The organism is Polaribacter sp. PL03 (genome assembly GCF_033875165.1).
Classification (GTDB): domain Bacteria; phylum Bacteroidota; class Bacteroidia; order Flavobacteriales; family Flavobacteriaceae; genus Polaribacter.
Genome location: NZ_JAWZSV010000007.1, coordinates 187,024 through 201,973, shown reverse-complemented (window position 1 = coordinate 201,973; position 14,950 = coordinate 187,024). Strand labels below are relative to the sequence as shown.

General features: G+C 28.8%; 14 protein-coding genes and 1 tRNA gene. 10 read left to right on the top strand and 5 right to left on the bottom strand.

Annotated features, from left to right (window positions below; translation table 11 throughout):
• The first annotated feature begins 123 nt into the window (after positions 1–123).
• On the top strand, positions 124–996 hold the full coding sequence (locus tag SHK09_RS14760; RefSeq protein ID WP_319811554.1) for an XAC2610-related protein: 873 nt from the start codon (positions 124–126) through the stop codon (positions 994–996).
• Positions 997–1,322: 326 nt separating this feature from the next.
• Here the strand turns inward: SHK09_RS14760 and SHK09_RS14755 are convergent, their stop codons facing one another.
• From SHK09_RS14755 to SHK09_RS14745, 3 genes are all read right to left on the bottom strand, one after another.
• Positions 1,323–1,604 (bottom strand): hypothetical protein, encoded by a 282-nt coding sequence (locus SHK09_RS14755; protein WP_319811553.1) that lies wholly within the window; start codon positions 1,602–1,604, stop codon positions 1,323–1,325.
• 455 nt (positions 1,605–2,059) lie between these two features.
• Entirely contained in the window at positions 2,060–3,379 is a 1,320-nt protein-coding gene (locus SHK09_RS14750) for a tyrosine-type recombinase/integrase (RefSeq protein WP_319811552.1), read from the bottom strand.
• A 109-nt stretch (positions 3,380–3,488) separates the two neighbouring features.
• Positions 3,489–3,561 (bottom strand) — tRNA-Met (locus SHK09_RS14745).
• A 181-nt stretch (positions 3,562–3,742) separates the two neighbouring features.
• Here SHK09_RS14745 and era point away from each other — a divergent pair.
• Positions 3,743–4,627: a GTPase Era gene (gene era, locus SHK09_RS14740; RefSeq protein WP_319811551.1), complete on the top strand. Its 885-nt coding sequence runs from the start codon at positions 3,743–3,745 to the stop codon at positions 4,625–4,627.
• A gap of 53 nt (positions 4,628–4,680) precedes the next feature.
• Here era and SHK09_RS14735 read toward each other — a convergent pair whose 3' ends face one another.
• The gene (locus tag SHK09_RS14735; protein WP_319811550.1) at positions 4,681–5,184 is read right to left on the bottom strand and encodes a GTP-binding protein; all 504 of its coding nucleotides are present in this window, start codon (positions 5,182–5,184) and stop codon (positions 4,681–4,683) included.
• A 198-nt stretch (positions 5,185–5,382) separates the two neighbouring features.
• On the opposite strand from SHK09_RS14735, the gene der reads away from it, so the two are divergent.
• Together der and SHK09_RS14725 are read left to right on the top strand one after the other, a co-directional pair.
• The gene (gene der / locus SHK09_RS14730; protein WP_319811549.1) at positions 5,383–6,693 is read left to right on the top strand and encodes a ribosome biogenesis GTPase Der; all 1,311 of its coding nucleotides are present in this window, start codon (positions 5,383–5,385) and stop codon (positions 6,691–6,693) included.
• 132 nt (positions 6,694–6,825) lie between these two features.
• Positions 6,826–9,213 (top strand): GAF domain-containing protein, encoded by a 2,388-nt coding sequence (locus tag SHK09_RS14725; RefSeq protein WP_319811548.1) that lies wholly within the window; start codon positions 6,826–6,828, stop codon positions 9,211–9,213.
• Here the strand turns inward: SHK09_RS14725 and SHK09_RS14720 are convergent.
• Entirely contained in the window at positions 9,210–10,412 is a 1,203-nt protein-coding gene (locus tag SHK09_RS14720; RefSeq protein WP_319811547.1) for a Pycsar system effector family protein, read from the bottom strand. The two genes, SHK09_RS14725 and SHK09_RS14720, sit on opposite strands and share 4 nt — an antisense overlap.
• 173 nt (positions 10,413–10,585) lie before the next feature.
• Between SHK09_RS14720 and msrB the strand changes: the two genes are divergently transcribed.
• The 6 genes from msrB to SHK09_RS14690 all read left to right on the top strand — a co-directional run bounded on the left by msrB (position 10,586) and on the right by SHK09_RS14690 (position 14,937).
• Positions 10,586–11,038, top strand: a complete 453-nt coding sequence (gene msrB / locus SHK09_RS14715; RefSeq protein ID WP_319811556.1) for a peptide-methionine (R)-S-oxide reductase MsrB — start codon at positions 10,586–10,588, stop codon at positions 11,036–11,038.
• 2 nt (positions 11,039–11,040) lie between these two features.
• The gene (gene msrA / locus SHK09_RS14710; RefSeq protein ID WP_319811546.1) at positions 11,041–11,577 is read left to right on the top strand and encodes a peptide-methionine (S)-S-oxide reductase MsrA; all 537 of its coding nucleotides are present in this window, start codon (positions 11,041–11,043) and stop codon (positions 11,575–11,577) included.
• 46 nt (positions 11,578–11,623) lie between these two features.
• Positions 11,624–11,860 (top strand): glutaredoxin family protein, encoded by a 237-nt coding sequence (locus tag SHK09_RS14705; protein WP_319811545.1) that lies wholly within the window; start codon positions 11,624–11,626, stop codon positions 11,858–11,860.
• Positions 11,860–13,416 carry a protein adenylyltransferase SelO gene (locus tag SHK09_RS14700; protein ID WP_319811555.1) on the top strand — a complete coding sequence of 519 codons (1,557 nt, stop codon included), beginning with the start codon at positions 11,860–11,862 and terminating at the stop codon, positions 13,414–13,416. The genes SHK09_RS14705 and SHK09_RS14700 overlap by 1 nt, the downstream gene beginning before the upstream one ends.
• Before the next feature lie 67 nt (positions 13,417–13,483).
• Complete coding sequence (locus SHK09_RS14695) at positions 13,484–14,428, top strand: aldo/keto reductase (protein WP_319811544.1); 945 nt, start codon at positions 13,484–13,486, stop codon at positions 14,426–14,428.
• On the top strand, positions 14,419–14,937 hold the full coding sequence (locus tag SHK09_RS14690) for a peptide-methionine (S)-S-oxide reductase (protein WP_319811543.1): 519 nt from the start codon (positions 14,419–14,421) through the stop codon (positions 14,935–14,937). The genes SHK09_RS14695 and SHK09_RS14690 overlap by 10 nt, the downstream gene beginning before the upstream one ends.
• Positions 14,938–14,950 lie beyond the last annotated feature (13 nt).

Genomic DNA, 14,950 nt, shown 5'->3' with positions numbered 1-14,950 from the left:
TAACAATTTAAAAACAAAACTAGTTCAAAATATTTTTTGCCTTCTAAACGACTAAAAAAAAAGTTTGAACGGTATAAATTAACCTAAAAAAAGGTCAACCTATATCAGTATAATACAAAAAAAATGAGAATAACATTTTTACTATTTTTAATATTAACTTCATTTACTGTAAAAAGTCAATCGAGTTATTCTGGTAATTTAGGAAAATATCCAATAAAATTAATTATGTATCATTATAGCGATGGAGTTTCACTTGCCTACTATGTTTATGACAAATTTGATACACCTATCACAATAAATGGAAATTTAAAAAATGGTGAATTAAAGCTTTTTGAAAAAGATAATACCGGAAAAAAATCTGCTACTTTGACTTTTAAAAACTTTACCGAAAATAATGAAATAATTAATGGTAAATGGGTTAGTGATGACAAATCAAAAACCTATCAAATTTCATTAAAAAAAGATTTTGATATTAATTATGGTGATAAAATTGAGTGGATATCTAAAGAATTTATTCAATCAAAATCTACAAAAGAACATTATTTTAAAACCATAATTACAAAAGAAAAAGGACAACTCTACGGAAGAATATCAGGTGTTAAAATATTTCATAAAAAGACAGACAGGTTAATACAAACCATAGAACTAGATTGTCAATTATTCGGAATAGATAATGTTAGCATTGGAGATTATAATTTTGACGGAATAGAAGATTTTTCTATTTTTGAATCTAGTTATGCTGGTCCAAATACTTCTAGCATCTATATTTTGAGAAATACAAATTCTGAAAAATATCAAATAAGCAACTTTAGTGGAACTTCATTAAACTTTGACAATGAATCAAAACTAATTTATGAACATAATCAATGTTGTGCAGGTAGAAATCATATGAATGCTACTTATAAAGTAGTAAATAATGAAATGGTTTTAATAGAACAAAAATGTCTTGAATATAATGAACAAAAAGAGGATTATATAGAAACAAAATGTGAATAAAAACTGGTGCTAACAAAGAACTGAGCTAAAAACCAACTCTTTTCTTCATTAAATTTCTGCATTATTATTCTAGGCTCATAATTCTATTAATTAGTATTTTGAGTTTTTATTTTTTTATGTAAACACTAGTTATTTAGATAAAACCGACAGGTGAGTGTCATTATATGGCAAACCAGATTTTACGATTGTTAAACTTTGTTTTGGTAATTTATTACAGATAATAATTAAAGCCAACTTCTTACTCTTTATCCATTCTGAAAAAAAGTCATTTAAGAATTATTTGTTCAGCTTCGCTAGATTTATATGGCCGTTTAAAATAATCAATTTTATAAATAGACTAAAATATTAAGCTCTGTGTCATAGAAAGGTTTTTTACCTAGTTCATTATTAGATAAGTTTCTAATATCTTGATATCTATTTAATTTTAAACTTAATTTCTGTAAATCTCCCTTTGTAGCAGGTTTATTTTCTTCTTTTGTAAAAATGCTTGTTATTGTATTTACAGCAAGAGTTCCAAGAGCAGCGTTACCAACCCCCGCTATACTCATATCCTCCACTGTTTGCTTTTTAGGTTTTTTTCTTAGACTAGATAACTCAGAATTATTCATAGAACTTTTCTTTTGTAATTTAAAAAAACCTACACGACAACTGCTACTACAAAATTTTTGAACACTTCTTCTTTTAGGTATATACTCCTTTTTACAATAATTACATCTGTAGTTTCTATTTTCCATTCTTGCGTTAATTTTACGTACGGTTAACGTACAATTCATTACTTTTTATTGAAAACCGCTTTTAATAGATAGTTTATAGCATCTTGTTTATCTAGAATTGGTGGTTTTTTCTTTACAATATGAATATCAAGATCTTTTTTTAGTTTGGTCAATAGTTTTCTTTGCTCTTCAATTGTAAGAGCTTTGGCTATCTGAAAAACTACATTCGCATCCATATTATGACGCTAACGTAATTAATACTTAATTAAAATTTTCGGATAGCAAAGGATACGAAAGGATATGCACGGTTACGAATGGATATTGTTGAATAAATATGGGTTCTAAAAATTCTATTTTAAAAAACTAGAGTAATCTTGTGGCAATTCTGCATCAATATCCCTAAGATATTTTTCTAAGGCAACCATTGTTGAGTGGCCAGAAATGGTCATTAATTTACCTTTAGCTTCGTGAGACGACATTGTTTCTCTAAATTTACGATATAACTTTGTCATATATGTATGTTTAAGACCATACATTCCATATTCCTGCCCCAAATTTAAATGATCTTTTACTTTTTTAAATCTTGCAGAGAATTCATTTCTTTTATTCGTTTCTTCTGCTTCCCACGAGGCACCAATTTCATACCTACCAAATAAGAAGGCTTTTGGATCTAGTTTTGATAAATCAGGAAGCAGATTCAACAAAATTTCTGGTATTATTTTAATTTGAACAGGTTTATTTTTAGCCTTTATGTACAGTTTTTTATCCTCTACATCAACATCTTCGACTTTTAATCTACAAATTTCGATAGGTCTTAAAATACTGTATGATATAAATTTTGTAAAAAGGAATAAATGAGGATCATTCTTTTGTAAATACTCATTTATCGCCTTCTCTTGTTTTGGTGTATATGTTTTATTTCTTATTGGAGTAGATTTTAATACAGAAATCTTTCTCACAAAATTGTGCTCAATAATTTCATTATCCTCTAATAATTGGTACATAGAAGCAATATCTGTTCTTGAATTATTTCGATTTCTTGCACTTGTTCTTATTAAAACGTCATTTAAATAATCAACAACAATTCTTTTACTTATAAAATCAATAAAATTTTCATAATACCCCTTTTTCTGCAACCATTTTTCAAAAAGCTTTATCCTACTATTAAATTGAACAAATGAATTTTTATTCATCATGTTTACTTTTAAATCAAGCGTTAGTTTAATAGCATCCTTAATTGTGGTTTTAATAGGCTCTTCTTTATTGGAATTCTCTTTTTTTAATTCAACTTTTACTATCTCCTCACTAACTTCTATAGTAGATATTCTTACATCTGGTTTCTTTAGAGGCTTTGTCTCAGGGCTAAAAATAGATGCTTCTAAAGCACTATTATCTTCGTAAGGATTAAAACCATATTCTAATAATTGCAAAAGAGCTTTTTGCATTGTCCTTAAAAAAGAATAACGTTCTCTTTTTGTTTTTAATTTATTTACGCCAGCTTTAATATTTGGCTGTCTTTTTAATGTATTTGTTTTTGGATCTCTGTAAGAAAAATAGACATACCAAGGTTTTTGTAGAGCTGCTTTTTTCTCTTTTAAAGAGAGCTTAGACCAAGAAGAAATATCGACACCTCCAGTGTAAATTTTTGGTTCAGAATAATTCAACTTCATAGGCAAAACGTGTACGTTTTTGTGTACGGCAAGTAAAAGTAAGGAATTTAAGGACATAAAAAAACGGTTCGTAAGACACGAACCGTTGATTTAATTGGAGTTAACCTAGTAGCGGGAACTGGACTCGAACCAGTGACCTTCGGGTTATGAGCCCGACGAGCTACCTACTGCTCTATCCCGCGTTGTAATTTCAAAAATAACGACTTAGCTTTTAACTTTCGACTCATAAACTCGATACGTTATTTCCGACTGCAAAGATACAACTAAACTAAACAACTGACCAAACTTTTTTTCGTTTATTTTTTAATTATTTTTTAATACTCTAAATTCTAATCAAATATAAAAAGGAATTACCTTTGCAGCATGACACATAAAGCAGGTTTTGTAAATATTATAGGAAATCCTAACGTAGGTAAATCAACATTAATGAATGCATTAGTAGGTGAAAAACTATCTATTATTACAGCTAAAGCACAGACTACGAGGCATAGAATCTTAGGAATTGTAAATGAAGATGATTATCAAATTGTATTTTCTGATACTCCAGGAATTATAAAACCTGCTTATGAATTACAATCTTCTATGATGGATTTTGTAAAATCTGCCTTCGAAGATGCAGATATTCTAATCTATATGGTAGAGGTTGGCGAAAAAGAATTAAAAAATGAAGCTTTTTTTCATAGAATAATTAATAGTGAGATACCTGTTATTTTACTATTAAACAAAATTGATAAATCTTCTCAAGATGAAGTTGAAGAAAAAATTGAATACTGGAAAAATAAAGTTCCAAATGCTGAGGTATTTGTAATTTCTGCCTTAGAAAAATTTAATGTTGATGCTGTTTCAGATAAAATTAAAGAATTATTACCTGAAGGACCTGCGTTTTATCCGAAAGATCAATTAACAGATAAACCAGAACGTTTTTTTGTAAATGAAAAGATTAGAGAAAAAATTCTAATTCATTATAAGAAAGAAATTCCTTACTCTGTAGAAGTAGAAACAGAAGAGTTTGTAGAGGAAGAAACTATTGTTAGAATTCGTTCTATAATTATGGTAGAAAGAGAAACACAAAAAGGAATTATTATTGGACACAAAGGCTCTGCTCTTAAAAGAGTTGGTGCAGAAGCAAGAAAAGACTTAGAAAAATTCTTTGAAAAGAAAGTTTTTATAGAACTATATGTAAAAGTAAATAAGAACTGGCGTAGTGATAAGATTCAGCTAAAACGATTTGGGTATAATCAGAAATAAGTAAAAAAGCATAACTAATTAGTTATGCTTTTTTTTTAGCGTAAAATATACTTCTATATATTTTCTATCATAAAATCGTGTAAGTCTTGCATTTGAGATTTTCCTACATCTTTACCTATTTTACCTAGAAAATATAATAAACACCAGATTAAAGGCAAAAAAATCATCATTATTAATGGAAAAAAAAGAGATTCTTTTAAGGAAATTCTTGTGTACAATAACACACAAAACCCTAAAAAAGAAATTCCTATTACAAAATGTATAAACATAAAGAGCGTCCATACCTGTGGTTTAGGTCCAAAAAGACCTTTCAACTCAGACTTTTGTTCTGAAGTTTCTATAATTTCTAAGTGTAATTGAGGAGACCAAAAATGTTCTACTTTCTTAGAAACGGAAATAAAAACATGCGCATCTACTACATTACCTCTAAAACTAGTTTTCTCTTTGTTTAATACTTTAGAAAAACGATTTAAAACAACAGAAGAACTCTCTTTTAAATCAATAGAAAATCTTGGTCTTAAAAAGACATCGCTATTTCTTTTTTCTTTTACAGCCATTAAATAGAAATTATTATTTATTTAAATGTAATAAAAAAATTCCTTTCTCAAATAAATAATAATTAAAACACTCAATAATAAGTAATTAAATATTACACAACCTCTAAAAACAGCAAAAAAACATCTTTATTAAAGACTTCTTTTTTAGTATCTTTCTTACAAGCTTAAATTGTATCTTTGCAAAAAATTTGAATACAAATGAATAGTATTGTTGCCATCGTAGGAAGACCAAATGTAGGAAAGTCGACACTTTTTAACAGATTGGTACAGAGAAGAGACGCTATTGTAGATTCTGTTAGTGGAGTTACAAGAGACAGACATTATGGAAAATCTGACTGGAATGGAAAAGAATTTTCTGTAATAGATACAGGTGGTTACAGTATTGGTTCTGATGATATTTTTGAAGAAGAGATTAGAAAACAAGTAGCTTTAGCAATAGAAGAAGCAGATATTATTGTATTTGTTGTAGATGTTGAAGAAGGTATTACACCAATGGATGCAGAAGTTGCTAAAATTTTACGAAAAGTAAAAAAACCAATTTTTGTTACTGTAAATAAAGTTGATAATGCAATGCGAGATGCAAATGCTGTTGAATTTTATAATTTAGGTTTAGGTGAATACCACACAATTTCTTCTATTAACGGAAGTGGAACTGGAGATTTATTAGATGCAATTGCTCTTAAAATGCCAGAACCAGAAGAAGTAGATTTAGAAAAAGTAGATTTACCAAGATTTGCTGTAGTTGGAAGACCTAATGCAGGGAAATCTTCTTTTATAAATGCTTTAATTGGTAATGACAGAAATATTGTTACTGATATTGCAGGAACAACAAGAGATTCTATTGACACAAAATACAATCGTTTTGGATTTGATTTTAATTTAGTAGATACTGCTGGAATTAGAAAAAAATCTAAAGTTAAAGAAGATTTAGAATTCTATTCTGTAATGCGTGCAGTTCGTTCTATTGAATATGCAGATGTTATTATATTAGTAGTAGATGCAACTCGTGGTTTTGAAGGGCAAGATCAAAATATATTTTGGTTAGCAGAGAAAAACAGAAAAGGAGTTATTATCTTAATTAATAAATGGGATTTAGTTGAGAAAGAAACGAACACGATGCGAGATTTTGAAGCAATGGTTAGAAAACAAATCGAACCATTTACAGATGTGCCAATTGTTTTTACTTCTGTATTAACTAAACAACGTATTTACAAAGCCATTGAATCTGCTGTAGAGGTTTTTGAAAGAAGAAAATTCAAAATATCTACAAGTAAATTAAATGATGTAATGTTAGACGTTATTAAAAGCTACCCGCCACCAGCTATTAAAGGAAAATTTGTAAAGATTAAATATTGTATGCAATTACCTACATTAACGCCTCAATTTGCGTTTTTCTGTAATTTACCGCAATATGTTAGAGATCCTTACAGACGTTTCTTAGAGAATAAATTAAGAGACATGTACGATTTTTCTGGTGTACCAATTACAATCTATTTTAGACAGAAATAAGAATTAATTTTCTATTACCATATTATTATAAGCCTTTCATTTTGTACTTTTAAAGTATAAAATGAAAGGTTTATACTTTAAAAAGGACTATCAAATTACAATTTTGTAAATTTGTACATTAAATTTTAAACAATGAAAATTCTAGAATCGAGTTTAATAAACGAAGTTGAATTACCACTACAGCTATATATTTCTTTTCGAAAGGTTTTTAATGTTTTTGAAAAATACACGAATATAGAATACAAGCAGCACCCATTTCATAGTTCTGCTTTAGAAATGGTAAAACTTTTTGAACAACACCCAGAGTTAATTGATGGCTTTTCTGACTATTCTTTACTTCACAAGTATGAATACGAAATAAACTTATTATTAGAACCATTATTTCCAGAACCGCTGCAATTAAACGAAATAAAAGCTGCCAGTATTCCTTTTTCTTTTACTTCATTTAAATTTACAGATCGTTTTAAAAATATTTTAAGTAACGCAGGCGACGATTATGAGTTTACCGTAAGAAATTTCGAAGGTGAAAGCATGTATGTATTAGCGTGTACTTTTATTTTAAGTTTTGTCTATGGTTATAATATAGATATAAAAAGACCTTTTTACTTCGACATACCAGACAAAAATACTGGAACAATGAAGTATTATAGAGCTGCTTTTAATGGAGATTTCTCTGATATTATTCCAACAGAAAACGCACCCAAAATTACTAAAGAAGATTTTAGAGAACTATTAAATAACTTTGACAATATAGATTTGTGGAAAGAAAAATTTCCTGTAAATAGTTATATTTTTAAAGGGTTTGGTATTATTAATTTATTTGATGTTACTTCAGAAGAAATGTTATCTTCTATAAAAGCAAATCTATTAGCTAGTGATGATAATTTAATATTTAAGCTTCAGAACAACTTAAGAGATTTCTATGCTATTAAAAATCTAAAACTAGGATATTCTATTTTCGATAACTTAAATGACAAGATTTGTGAAACAATTGTAAATAAATCTAACAGTATTATTTTAAATAATAAAGAAGAAATTAACTGTTCGTCAAACTATTTTTGTGAAGGCATAATGCAAAAAGTGTTTGTAGATCACGAGACTTTTGTAATCTCAGACATCGAAGAATATGGTAAAAGCACAGATAAAAATCTTTTTTATCAAAATTTATATAATAGCGGAATACAAAGCATTATATTAATACCAATTAAAGCTACAAAAAGCGGAGATTTAGCATTACTAGAAATTGCTTCACCAAAAGCATATGATTTAAATTCTGTTAATATTAACAAATTAAAAGACATAATACCTGTTTTCGAGGCTGCTGTAAAAAGAACTTCGGAAGAAAGACAGAATGTTTTAGAAGCAACTATTCAAGAAAATTATACAGCAATTCACAATTCTGTAAAGTGGCGTTTTTATGAAGCCGCAGAGAAATATCACATAGAATCTCAAACAAACGACAACGCAAAATTAGATGAAATTGTTTTTAAAGATGTGTACCCTTTATTTGGGCAAAGTGATATAAAAGGTTCTTCAGATGCAAGAAACACTGCAATAAAAGAAGATTTAGTAACGCAATTAACTTTAGCAATATCTGTTTTAAAAGACGCTTGTAAGACAGAAAAATTACCCATTTACAATGAGTTAATGTACCGTGTTTCAAGCTACTTAAAAGAAGTTAAAGCAGATTTAAATGCTGGTGACGAAATTAATATTGTAGACTTTTTACAACGAGAAATTTACCCTGTTTTTAATCATATAAAAGACATAAACGCAGACCTTTCTAAAAAGGTAAGTATATACATGAATCGTTTAGATACAGATTTAAATGTTGTTTATGAAAAAAGAAAAGATTACGAAAAAAGTGTAAACCTTATTAATGAAAAACTTTCTAAATATATAGACAACAAACAAAAAGATGCTCAAAAGATGTATCCTCATTATTTTGAACGCTACAAAACTGATGGTGTTGAGTTTAATATGTACATCGGTGAATCTATTACTAAAAAGAATTCTTTCGACAGTATTTACCTTTATAACTTACGTTTATGGCAATTACAAACCATGTGCGAAATGGAAAACATTGCTTATGCTTTAGCAGGTACAATGCCTCATAACTTAAGAGTAGCTTCTCTAGTCTTAGTTCATAGCAATCCTATGGCAATTAAATTTAGAATGGACGAGAAACAATTTGATGTTGATGGTGCTTATAATATTCGTTATGAAATAATTAAAAAAAGAATAGACAAAGCTAACATTAAAGGAACCCAAGAAAGAATAACGCAACCTGGTAAAATTGCTATTATTTATTCTCAAGACAAAGATGCTTTAGAGTACATAAAGTATATAAACTTCTTGCAATCTAGAAAACAATTAGGTAAAATTGAATTTTTAGAATTAGAAGATTTACAAGGAGTTTCTGGTTTAAAATCATTGCGAGTAGAAGTTATTTATCAAAAAGATTTTGACGAAAAAAAAACAATTACTTTAAACGATTTACTAAAAGAAATTGAAGCTTAAAGCGGCATTACTTTATAATTAAAAGAAATTGCAAAAGCTAAAACACTAACAATAATACCAATCATAAAAACGGTATATGTAAGTCTTAGTATTTTGTATTTTCTATTTAAAACCAAACCTAAAAAGTATAAATCTTTAGTTAAAGAACCGTATAAGTAATCTCTATCTACCATCATTTCAGAAATTCCCCATTCGAAATCATCTAATTTCATTTGGTGAAAGTTTCCGAAGAACAATAAATTTACTTTTTTATTAGCTACATCTTCCTTATTAAATTTACCTTCTGTAACATTTGGTCTTGTTGCCAAAATAGATAACACAATAGAAGCAACTGTAAAAGCTACAAAAATTATGGTTGGTACTAATAAATGTGCATTAGAAGGATTATCTAATTTTGGTAATAAATTAGACAAAGCTAAAGAAACAATAATGGCATTTACAGAAAGTAAAATATTGGCTTTTGTATCTGCTATATTACTTAAAGTCATATGGTTTTTTAAAGCAATTCTAAACATTGTTTCTACACCACGTTCTGGTACTTCACTTTTATTTTTCTTTAAATCTAAAGCAATTTCTTTCTGATTAAATTTCTTATTCTCGCTTTTTAATTTTTTCTGATTTTTTAAAAGTTTCGCCAAATTCTTCTCTTTCCCCTTACTCCAATTCTTTAAAGCAAAATCTGTATAATACCTATGTTTCTGTGTTAAGAAAGATAAATTTAGCTCAATCCACTCCGACTGTGTATAAATTTTATCTAGAGACAATTCCCATTCTTTTCTTAATAAAGAAGCAAAATCTAAAAAGTTCTTAGATGCCAAATGCGCACAATCTGCATCTCTAATAATTTGTTCCAAAATATTTTTTGGTACGTGGTTTACTTCTGTTGCCTTAATTATTGTACCAATATTATCAATTCTTTCTTCTGATAAATTTTTAGCTTTTAAAAATTCAGTAGCAATTTGCACACTTTTTTCTTCGTGATTTTTAGAACCTTCAATGTAACCAGTATCATGAAACCAAGCTGCTATTTCTAAATCTTCTAATGCATTAGTATCAAGCTCTAAAGTTTCTGCAATTTCCTTAGACCTCTCAACAACTCTTTGAGTATGTGCAAGGTTATGGTATACGTAGTTTGAATGTATATTTTTGCTCAAAAAACTAAAAACAAATTTTTCTACTTCAATAATTAGTGCGCTCATGGAATAATTTTAAACAAAAATAAACAATTAATAATGGTTTCCTTTTCTATAAATTTTGTCGTAAATTTAAGTATTGCTTTCAGCAATTGCAAAATTTATTTATTTGTAAGCTGAAGGTACGTTTTTCGTCTAATAAAAGACCATTAACAATTAAAAAAGAAAGAAAAATAAACATGCTTACTTGGAAAGAAATTATCAGTTTTACGGCAAAGGGAAATCCAACTCCAGAAAAAAGAGTTGAAAAATCTGAAGAAGAATGGGAAACTATTTTAACGCCAGAACAGTTTAGAATTACAAGAAAAAAAGGCACAGAAAGACCTCATACAGGAGAGTTATGTTCTATTTATGATGAAGGTTTGTATAATTGTGTTTGTTGCAACACGCCTTTATTTGATTCTACCATAAAATTCGAGTCTAGTTCTGGTTGGCCAAGTTTTACACAACCAATTAGAGAAAACGCCATTAAATATCACAAAGATGTTTCTTTTGGTATGGTTAGAGTTGAAGTTATGTGTAATACATGTGATGCACATTTGGGTCATATTTTTCCTGATGGACCAGAACCAAGCGGTTTGCGTTATTGTATAAATTCTGAATCTATGAAATTAGATAAAGAGAATTCTTAAAAATGAATAAAGACATACAAATTGCCACTTTAGGAGGTGGATGTTTTTGGTGCACAGAAGCTGTGTTTCAAGAAGTAAAAGGTGTAGAAAAAGTGATTTCTGGTTATGCTGGCGGCAATGTCCCTGGAGAACCAACCTATAGAGAGATTTGTTCTGGTTTAACAGGTCATGCAGAAGTAATTCAAATAACTTATGATGCTAATGTAATTTCTTACGAAGATATTTTAGTTATTTTTATGACAACGCACGATCCTACAACCTTAAACCAGCAAGGAGCAGATAAAGGAACTCAATACAGATCTGTAATTTTTTATCATGATGAAAATCAGCAAAAAATTGCCGCAGAAATTTTAAAGCAAATGCAAGCTTATTTTAACGACGCAATTGTAACAGAGTTAAGTATTTTACCTATTTTTTATAAGGCAACTCAAGAGCATCAAGATTTTTACAAAAATAACAATGGCCAAGGCTATTGTACATTTGTCATAGAACCCAAATTAGCTAAATTGAGAAAATTACATGCAGATAAATTAAACTAACCCTACTTATTTCTAAACAAGTAGAAACGAATTTCTAGTAATTAAAATGATAAAATTATTTGGCACAGAAAGCTGCCATAAAACTAAATATTATAAAACATTTTTAGAAACGCGTAATTTAGATTACGCGTTTTTAGATATAGAAAAGTCTGAGTTGAATGCAGCGGAATTGCGTAACTTGTATGAGAATAGAAAACTAAATTTTCCTACACTTACAATTAATAATAAAAAATTAAGAAATCCTTCTAACAAAGACCTTTTAAAATGGATTGACACATTATGATGAACTTAAATATAAAAGACACTTTTACCAAAGAATTGCCGTTAGATTCTAATTTAGAAAACTCAAGAAGACAAGTAGAAAATGCTGCTTATTCTTTTGCAGAACCTAAGAAAACTGCCAAACCAGAAGTTTTACACGTTTCACCAGAAATGGCTGCTGAGTTGGGTATTTCTGAAGTAGAAACAAAATCTGAATTCTTTAAAAAAATTGTTACCGGAAACGAGATTTATCCGAATACAAAGCCTTTTGCAATGTGTTATGGCGGACATCAATTTGGCAATTGGGCAGGACAATTAGGAGACGGAAGAGCTATTAATTTATTTGAAGTAGAACATCAAAATAAAAATTGGAAAGTACAATTAAAAGGCTCTGGTGAAACGCCGTACTCTAGAACTGCAGATGGTTTAGCTGTTTTACGTTCTTCTGTTAGAGAATATTTATGTGCAGAAGCTATGTTTCATTTAAACGTACCAACCACAAGATCTTTGTCTTTAAGTTTATCTGGTGATACTGTTTTACGAGATATTTTATACGATGGAAATCCGGCATATGAAAAAGGGGCAATTGTTTCTAGAATTTCGCCAAGTTTTTTACGTTTTGGTAGCTTCGAAATTTTCTCAGCAAGAAAAGATGTAGAGAATTTAAAAGGTATAGTAGATTATACAATCAAACACCATTTTCCACATTTAGGAGAACCATCAAAAGAAAGTTATATCAACTTTTTTAATGAAGTTTCTGAGCGTACTTTAAAAATGATTATCGACTGGCAACGTGTCGGTTTTGTACACGGAGTAATGAATACCGATAATATGTCTATCTTAGGTTTAACAATTGATTTTGGACCTTACGGATGGTTAGAAGGTTTCGATTTTGGTTGGACACCAAATACAACCGACAGACAACACAAACGTTATAGATACGGAAATCAGCCAAACATTGGGTTGTGGAATTTGTATCAATTGGCAAATGCTTTGTATCCAATTATTGAAGAAGTAGAGCCTTTAAACGCCATTTTAGAGCAGTATAAAATCGATTTTGAAACCCAATCTTTAAAGATGATGAAATCTAAATTAGGTTTAGTTTCTTCGGATGAAGATGATTTAAAATTGATACAAGAATTAGAAGATAATTTACAATTGGTAGAAACAGACATGACAATTTTCTTTAGAAATTTAAGTCGTTTTATTGATGAAACAACCGCTTTTAAATTGATAGAAGATGCTTTTTACGATTTAGAAAACATTTCTGAAGAAGTAGAAAGTAGATGGAACTTGTGGTTTACAAAATATACAGATAGACTTGCTATAGAACGAATTTCATCCGAAGAAAGAAAAGAACAAATGGATTTAGTAAATCCTAAATATGTGCTTAGAAACTATATGTCTCAAATGGCAATTGATGAAGCAGATAAAGGAAATTATACTTTAATTGATCAATTATTTCAGCTCTTAAAAAAACCATATGCAGAACAACCAGAAAGCGAGAAATGGTTTGCAAAAAGACCAGAATGGGCAAGGAATAAAGTAGGTTGCTCTATGTTATCTTGTAGTTCATAAAATTTTTTAGAATATTAAGACCTCACAAGTTTTAAAAACCTGTGAGGTCTCTTAAAATAACACAAAAATGAAATTAGGATTAGGAACCGCAGCTTTAGGTAGACCACAATATATTAATGTTCGTACAGAAAATTGTGACAATTCAAACTTATCAGAATTTAAAAAACAAAGTTTTAACGTTTTAGAAGAAGCGTATAATTTAGGAATCCGCTATTTTGATACGGCTCCTGGTTATGGTTTGGCAGAAGAATTATTGTTAGAATGGTTGCAAACTAAAAAAGATAATTCTATTGAAGTTGCCACAAAATGGGGTTATACATACACTGCAAATTTTGATACAAATGCAACGGTGCACGAAATAAAAGAACATAGTTTAGCTAAATTAAAGGAGCAATGGACTTTTTCTAAACAGCTTCTACCCTACTTAAAAGTGTATCAAATTCATTCTGCAACTTTAGAAACTGGTGTTTTAGAAAACACCCAAGTCTTAGAACATTTAGCATTTTTAAAAAAGGAACATAATTTAAAAATTGGACTAACAACAACAGGAACAAACCAAGTTGAAGTAATAAGGAAAGCTTTAAATATTTTAGTTGATAACGAATCTATTTTTGATGTATTTCAAATAACTTATAATTTTCTAGATCAAAGTTTACAAGAAATTTCTGAGGAATTAATCAATAAAAATAAATCGATTGTTATTAAAGAAGCCTTGGCAAACGGACGATTTTTTAAGAATGAGAACTACCCGAATTACAATAAAATGTATACAACTTTAGAAAACTTAGCTAAAAAACACAACGTTGGTGTAGATGCTATTTCTTTAAAATATTGCGAGCAAACAATTCCGGGAAGTATTGTTTTAAGTGGTGCAAGCAACAGTAATCAATTAAAAGAAAACTTAAAAATTAATACGTTTTCTCTTTCTAATAATGAAATTGAAATTCTAAATGCTTTAAAAATTTCTCCTGAAGCTTATTGGAAAGAACGAAAGCAGTTAACATGGAATTAACCAAAATTGCTTTTGGTGGTGGTTGTCATTGGTGTACAGAAGCCGTTTTTCAAACTTTAATTGGTGTAGAAAAAGTAGAACAAGGTTGGGTTTCATCTACACAAAAAAACAACACGTTTTCTGAAGCGGTAATTATTCATTTTAATACAGAAAAAATTGCTTTAAAAACGTTGATAGAAATCCATTTATTAACGCATAAAAGTACAAGCAATCATTCTATGAGAACTAAATATCGTTCTGCTATTTATTATTTTACACAACAACAAAAAGAAGCAACTTTGCAATTAATAGAAAAATTTCAAGAAAGCTTCAATGATAAAATAATTACAAAAACATTAGAATTTAAAGGTTTTAAACCTTCTTCAGAAGAGTTTCAGAATTATTATCAATCGAACCCTAATAAACCTTTTTGTAAAACGTATATTAATCCAAAACTGAGACTATTATTACAAAAATTCTCTAAAAACATAGACAAACGTAAAGTTCTTCACCTTATTCCGACTACTTAAAAAATAAAAAAGT

Bases quoted from the DNA above. Each gene is read 5' to 3' on its own strand.
- SHK09_RS14700 (WP_319811555.1), top strand. From the start codon at position 11,860: ATGAACTTAAATATAAAAGACACTTTTACCAAAGAATTGCCGTTAGAT.
- SHK09_RS14755 (WP_319811553.1), bottom strand. From the start codon at position 1,604: ATGAATAATTCTGAGTTATCTAGTCTAAGAAAAAAACCTAAAAAGCAA.
- SHK09_RS14705 (WP_319811545.1), top strand. From the start codon at position 11,624: ATGATAAAATTATTTGGCACAGAAAGCTGCCATAAAACTAAATATTAT.
- SHK09_RS14725 (WP_319811548.1), top strand. From the start codon at position 6,826: ATGAAAATTCTAGAATCGAGTTTAATAAACGAAGTTGAATTACCACTA.
- era (WP_319811551.1), top strand. From the start codon at position 3,743: ATGACACATAAAGCAGGTTTTGTAAATATTATAGGAAATCCTAACGTA.
- der (WP_319811549.1), top strand. From the start codon at position 5,383: ATGAATAGTATTGTTGCCATCGTAGGAAGACCAAATGTAGGAAAGTCG.
- msrB (WP_319811556.1), top strand. From the start codon at position 10,586: ATGCTTACTTGGAAAGAAATTATCAGTTTTACGGCAAAGGGAAATCCA.
- SHK09_RS14750 (WP_319811552.1), bottom strand. From the start codon at position 3,379: ATGAAGTTGAATTATTCTGAACCAAAAATTTACACTGGAGGTGTCGAT.
- SHK09_RS14695 (WP_319811544.1), top strand. From the start codon at position 13,484: ATGAAATTAGGATTAGGAACCGCAGCTTTAGGTAGACCACAATATATT.
- SHK09_RS14735 (WP_319811550.1), bottom strand. From the start codon at position 5,184: ATGGCTGTAAAAGAAAAAAGAAATAGCGATGTCTTTTTAAGACCAAGA.
- msrA (WP_319811546.1), top strand. From the start codon at position 11,041: ATGAATAAAGACATACAAATTGCCACTTTAGGAGGTGGATGTTTTTGG.
- SHK09_RS14690 (WP_319811543.1), top strand. From the start codon at position 14,419: ATGGAATTAACCAAAATTGCTTTTGGTGGTGGTTGTCATTGGTGTACA.
- SHK09_RS14720 (WP_319811547.1), bottom strand. From the start codon at position 10,412: ATGAGCGCACTAATTATTGAAGTAGAAAAATTTGTTTTTAGTTTTTTG.
- SHK09_RS14760 (WP_319811554.1), top strand. From the start codon at position 124: ATGAGAATAACATTTTTACTATTTTTAATATTAACTTCATTTACTGTA.